Origin of the sequence: uncultured Thiodictyon sp. (assembly GCF_903828115.1) — a bacterium.
In the GTDB taxonomy this organism is placed as follows: domain Bacteria; phylum Pseudomonadota; class Gammaproteobacteria; order Chromatiales; family Chromatiaceae; genus Thiodictyon.
Map to the genome: position 1 here is coordinate 1 of NZ_CAIKKU010000353.1, position 6,115 is coordinate 6,115.

The window sequence follows — 6,115 nt, forward strand, 5'->3', positions numbered from 1 at the left end:
CGCGTCCGGTCTTGGCACTGGACGCAGACCGCCCGCACTTGCTCCCACGCAGGAGCGTGGGAGCCAGAAGAGACCATCAATGCAAACCGCGCTGCACACCATCGAAGGGCTCCTGCCGCAACTGTCAGTCGGCGAGAAGGCGCAACTGCTGCAATGGATCGCTTCATTCGACTCCTGATGACCCCAACGGGGTCAAACATACCAGCCCAGGGCAACGCCCTGGGAAACCGATATCCAATCAGTTAGCCCTGAAGGGGCGTGACATCGGTGTTTGGTCGATCGTTCGCGTCCATCTGTCACGCCCTTTCAGGGCTCAATCCCAACAATGCCGCATTCCCAGGGCGTTGCCCTGGGCTGGTATGTCGCGCCCCTTCGGGGCTTTGAATCGCGATTTCAGCCCGCCGCGGCCCCGTGCGGGGCATAGGGCCCGGTCGGGCCTATGTCCTCGTGGCCGCTGCGCCAGGCCTCGTCGTCGAAGCGCAAGGCCTGGCCCGCCGCCACCACCAGCCCGTCCAGGACCTCGGCGATGATGTACTCCTGCGTGTCCGCCAGGGCCGAGAGCGGGTTGGCCTCCTTGCCGGTGTCGTAGATGCCGATGAAGATGTCGCACAGGGCGCGGAACTCGGCCGCGTCGTGCGCCGCGATCCCAATCACCGTGAGCTGCGGATTGTTCCGCTTGGCGATCGCCATCGCCTCCAGCACCGGCCGCGTCTTGCCCGAGGCGCTGCACGCGATCACCCCGCCGCCGTGCCTGCTGTTGGGCAGCGGCACCGCCCCGCCCATGAAAGACACCTGGGCCCCCGCGTGGGCCAGCCGGTTGCCCGGCATGGTCGCCGCCAGCAAGGCGCGGCCGGCGCCCAGGAAGCGCACCGGCGCACCCTTGCGGATCCAGCGCGCCAGGGCGTCCACGGTGCCCATGATCGCCGCCTCGTTATTGGCGCAGGTCTGGGCCACCCCATAGGCAATGGCGTGTATCCGCAGGGTCAACTCCCCGGTGAGCGAGCGCTCGATCGGGTCGTCCGCGGCGCCGATCGGCACCGCCGCGTCGGGCGGCGGGCGCAGCCCCTCCGCCTCCAGGATGGCGTCCGGGTCCAGGTCGTAGACCTGTTCAAGCAGTCGGCGGGTACTGGATTCCATCGGGCCTTTCCTCGCTATGTCGAGCACGCCGCGCGGGCGCTGAGTTGGGATTGAGACGCCTTGCAACAACCTCCGACGAGCCTAGCCCAGGGCGCCGGGCCTTGGCAAGGGCAGGGCGGCTCCCCAACCGGTGGGAGCGGCTTCAGCCGCGACGCGACCGCGCACATCGCCCTGGCCTCGTCGCGGCTGAAGCCGCTCCCACGGGGGAGGGCTTCGCCTCTCGGTCTATTGACATTTCCGTACCCTGACCGAGACAATCGCCCGGCCCCTGCAATCCGCCGAGACCCGCATGACAGCACCGCGACCGGACAACGCCGCCATCCCGCCCTATCTCATGCGGGTGCTGCTGCACGCCGCGCCGGAACCGGACCTGTCCGGGCGCGGGAGCGGCATCCTCCTGGCGTCGGATTGGGTGCTGACGGCGCGGCATGTGGTCGCGGACTCCGCGACGCGCCGAACCCTCTACGACCCCGACGACCTGGCCGTCTGGGACGGCAGGGCGGCGCATCCCATCGCCGCCGTCATCGCCGCCGACCAGGGCGAGGACCTGGCGCTCCTGCGGTTGGCGCAGCCGCTCCCCGGCATTGCCCCGGCCGACTTGGTCGCGGGTCTCGGCCGGGAGGACCTCCAGCGCCTGACGCCGGACCTCGCGGCCTGCGGCTATCCGGGCGCCCGGCGCGCTGCCGCCCCCCTGAGCTACCCCGGACTTCAGACCTTGCTGGCGGGGCAGGACCAGCGGGAGCGGATCGGCGACCTGCAACTGCGCGGCGGCCTGCCCGAGGGCATGAGCGGCGGTGCACTCTATCTCCAGTCCCCGCCGGGCCAGCCGGTGCTCGGGCTGCTCTATCTGGGCGGCCAGGGGGCGGCCACGTCGCGGGTCATCCCGGCCGCGACCATCCTGAAGTTCCTCGGGCGCGCGGCGCCGGACCTGCTGCGCCTGGTGCACACCCTGGAGCCGGGTGCACTCACTGTGCCGGCGCCGAAGCCCCACTGCGTCACAGCCCGGACCTGGGACCAGCAACGGGGGCCGCTGCGCGATCTGCTGTTGGCCCTGCCCGATTGGGACCTGCTGGCGGTCCGGCGGGGATTCGTGACCGCGGCCTTGGGCGAGCACCCCGCCGCGCGACTCACCTGGGAAGGCGACGGCTTCACCGTGGCCGGCGAACTCGTGTCGAAACTCAAGTATTACAGCGCGGCCCCCTTGCCCGACGGCCGCCATGCCGTCTGCGCCCTGTTGGCCGAGGCCCGCACGCGCAAGTGGGACCAGGCCCCGGCGATTGGTGACGCGGTGCGCCGGCTCGCGGCCGCGTTCGGGTGCGAATCGAACGCCGACGCGGCCGGGGCCGGCAATGGAAGCGAGTAACAGCAGCATCGATGGGGACGCGCTGCGCACCGCCCTGCGCGACCTGCTGGTGAAACTCCCGGTCTGGGACGAGTTGCGCACGCGCAAGGAGTTTGTCGCAATGGCCTTGGGCGACAGCCATCCCGCCGTCGCCGACCTGATCTGGGAGGACGAAAAATTCGCCGTCGCCGGCAACCTCGCCCGCCGGATCGAGCGCTACGCCGACAGCCTGGTCAAAGGCCGCCACCCGGCCTGCGCCCTGTTGGATGAGATCGGCAGGCGCCCGTTCCACGTCCACCAGGAGGTCCAGGCCCTGGTCGCGCGCCTGCTCCAATTGCTTCCCCCGGCCGCACCCCCGGCCCCCGCCGCCTGCCCCTATCCCGGCCTGCTCGCCTACGACTGGGGCCGCGACCGCGAGCGCGCCCGCCTCTTCTTCGGCCGCGAGGAGGAGACCGCGGCCCTCATCGAGACCCTGCGCGACCTGGCCCCCGGCAACCTGCTGGTGGTCTCCGGCCCCTCCGGGTCCGGCAAGTCGTCGCTGGTCAAGGCCGGTCTGTGGCGCGCCCTGCACGCACCGGCGGACGGGCCGGGGCCCATCGCCGACTGCCGTGATTGGGCCATCAGCGCCATGACCCCGAATTTCCACTGCAACGCCTTTGTCAGCCTGGTTCAGAGCGCCCACGACTGCGCCCAGGGCCGGGTGCTTGCGCCATCCGTCGAGGGCCCCCGGCTGGCCAAGGACCCGGGGCGCTTCGGCGCCTTCCTCGAGCGCCTGCTCGCCGGGCGCCCGGTCTGGCTCCTGATCCTGGATCAGTTCGAAGAACTGTTCGCCGCCGCGGCCGAGCCCTACCGCGAGGCCTTCATCGCCTTCCTGCTCGCGGCCGTCCAGGACCCGCGCCTGCGCCTGGTCGCCACCATCCGCTCGGACTTTCTGCACTATCTCAACGACCGCCCGGACCTGTGCCGGGTCCTCAACCGCCGCCAACCCTATTTCGTCGCGCCGCCCGAACGCGAGGCCGTGCGGCGCATGATCGCGGGGCCGGCGCACGCGGTCGGGGTCGCCGTGGACCAAGGGCTCATCGACCAACTGGCGGACGAGGCCCAGGGCCAAAGCGGCGCCCTGGCGCTCCTGGGTGCCGCGCTGCAGGACCTCTACGAGGTCGGGGCGCCGTCCGGCGGTCTGACGCTGGCCCATTACCGGGAACAGTTGGGCGGACTCCAGGGCATCCTCAAACTGCGGGCCGAGCGCGGCTTTCGCGTCCTGGCCGAGGAGAACGGCCTGGAAAGCGCCGCGGCCGAGGCCCTGGCGCGCCGCGTCTTTGCGGAACTGGTCGATCCGGACCGCGACTCCGGTGCCGCCACCCGCCGCCGCGCCCCGCTCGCGCGCTGGGCCGGGGACGCCGCCGCCCTGGCCTTCATCGAGGTCTTCGCCCGCACCCCCAGGGGCCAGGAGGACAACGTGCGCCTCCTGGTCTGCGGTGAGCAGGACGGCGCGGCGACGGTCGAGGTCGCCCACGAGGCCCTGCTGCGCGAATGGGACCTGCTCGCCGACTGGATCCAGGAGCGGCGCGAGGCCCTGGTCCGCCGTGCCGAGGTGCTGCGCGACGCGCGGCGCTGGGACCAGGCCGGCCGCCCGGACGACTTCCTGCCGGTGCCCGGGGTGCGCCGGGACCTGCGCCGCCGGTTGCAGGCGGCCGACCTCTGGGAAGGGGTGCGTGCCGACGAGCCGGCCGCCTATTTCCTGGCCGAGGACGACCCGGACGAGTTGGCCGACCTGACCAGGCGCGCCTTTGCGCAACGGACCGCGGACTCCAAGCCCCGCCGGCGGGCCCTGCGCCTGCTCTCCTGCCTGACCGCCCCCGGCCGCACCTGGCCGACGACCCGCGCACTGGGCGACTGGATCGCCGCGCAAGATCCGGCGGTTGCGCCCTGGCTCAAGGACGGCCTCGGGTGCGTACTCAGGCTCCTGGGTCGGGACGGGGCTGTCCAGTGGCAGCGCCGCCGGCTCGCCATCGGCGACCTGCTGGCCGTCTTGGGCGATGAGCGCCCCGGCGTTGGTCTGGGGCCGGACGGGCTGCCCGCCATCGACTGGATCGACATCGGACCCGGGCCTTTCGTCTGGCAGGACGGGCAGCAGCGGACCATCGAGCGGCCCTACCGCATCGCCCGTTATCCGGTTACGAATGCCCAGTATCAGGTCTTCATTGAGGCCCCGGACTACGCGAGCCGCGACTGGTGGAGGGAGGACTACCTGGGTCCGCCGCCCGGAGACCCGCGCTGGGCGCAACCCAACCGCCCGCGCGTCAACATCGCCTGGGTTGAGGCCATAGCCTATTGCCGCTGGCTCAGTTCCCGTTACTCCGAAGCGGGAATGATCGACACCGAGTCGGTTATCCGCCTGCCGACCGAGGCCGAGTGGGAGCGCGCCGCCCGGGGGACGGACGGGCGCCTGTATCCCTGGGGCGAGGCGTACCGCAAGGGCTACGCCAATATCGACGAGACGCCCGCCGATCCCGATGGGCTCTGCCTGCGCGAGACCACCGCCGTGGGCCTTTACCCCCGCGGCGCCTCCCCGGACGGTCTGCTCGACTGCGCCGGCAACGTCTCGGAGTGGTGCCTCAACAAATACTCGGACCCCGAGGATACCGACACGGCGGGCGATGCTGGCCGTTCTTTGCGCGGCGGGTCTTGGAGCGTCAATCCAGCCGGCGCGCGCGCGGTCTTCCGCGGCCGGTACAACCCAGGCCTCCGCAACGATGCCGTTGGCTTTCGTCTGGTGTGCGCGAGCCCCATTCCTCTTACCACTGGACCACTGAACACTGATCACTGATCTTCTGCTCACTGACCGCCGCCCCCGGCGGCGGTCGCGGTCTCCGAGTCCACGCGAGTGCCCCGGGCAGCCTGCAACCTGGAGTCCAAGGCTTCAGCCTTGGATGGGCCGCGCCAAGCCTGAAGCCTTGGACTCCAGGCGTGTGATTGCAGCGCCGCCCCCCGCCGCCGCGCCTTTTCCGCTACACTGCCCGCACCGGGCAACCGGTGGGACGCCCCGGCCGCAGGCCGTTCTTTGCGCGGCGGGTCTTGGAACAACAATCCAGCCAACGCGCGCGCGGTCAACCGCAACTGGAACAACCCGGACAACCGCAACAACTCCGTGGGCTTTCGTCTGGTGTGCGTGTGCCCTATCCTCTGAACACTGATCACTGATCTTTTGCTCACTGACCGCCGCCCCCGGCGGCGGTCGCGTGACAGCGCTGCGGAGACTGGGCAAGTTTTCGGGATGGATAGAGCGCAGATTGTAGGATGGGCAAAGCGCAGCGTGCCCATTCTCCAGACCTCGACGCGGCCCGGATGGGCACGCCCGAGCGACGCCACGACCGGTCCGGACCGTCGCGCGCGGGCTTTGCCCATCCTACGGCTTGATCATCACTCCGGCCACCTGCCCTTGCGGCCCCCCGGCCGCGACGGATGTTACCCTCGAGGCGGCCGAAATAACGACCAAGGCCCGGTCCGCCGGCTCCGACGCCCCTGCGTCACTGCCACTGAGTCAAGCCGCACCTCCGGCCCGGCCTGGGAGCGCCGCACCCCAGTGCGGCGCGATCTCGCGGACAACCCCGCCGGTGCGGTTGGCAGAGGCCG

General features: G+C 71.1%; 4 protein-coding genes. 3 read left to right on the forward strand and 1 reads right to left on the reverse strand.

What is annotated here, in order from left to right:
- Positions 1-393: 393 nt before the first annotated feature.
- The gene (locus QZY48_RS13005; protein WP_295431282.1) at positions 394-1,137 is read right to left on the reverse strand and encodes a hypothetical protein; all 744 of its coding nucleotides are present in this window, start codon (positions 1,135-1,137) and stop codon (positions 394-396) included.
- 289 nt (positions 1,138-1,426) lie between these two features.
- Between QZY48_RS13005 and QZY48_RS13010 the strand changes: the two genes are divergently transcribed.
- The 3 genes from QZY48_RS13010 (at position 1,427) to QZY48_RS34800 (ending at position 5,669) form a co-directional block, all read left to right on the forward strand.
- Positions 1,427-2,500, forward strand: coding sequence for a trypsin-like peptidase domain-containing protein (locus QZY48_RS13010; RefSeq protein ID WP_295431283.1), 1,074 nt, complete (start codon positions 1,427-1,429; stop codon positions 2,498-2,500).
- Complete coding sequence (locus QZY48_RS13015) at positions 2,487-5,309, forward strand: SUMF1/EgtB/PvdO family nonheme iron enzyme (protein ID WP_295431284.1); 2,823 nt, start codon at positions 2,487-2,489, stop codon at positions 5,307-5,309. Before QZY48_RS13010 ends, QZY48_RS13015 begins: the two co-directional genes overlap by 14 nt.
- A gap of 234 nt (positions 5,310-5,543) precedes the next feature.
- Positions 5,544-5,669: an SUMF1/EgtB/PvdO family nonheme iron enzyme gene (locus QZY48_RS34800; protein ID WP_366929681.1), complete on the forward strand. Its 126-nt coding sequence runs from the start codon at positions 5,544-5,546 to the stop codon at positions 5,667-5,669.
- Positions 5,670-6,115: the final 446 nt, after the last annotated feature.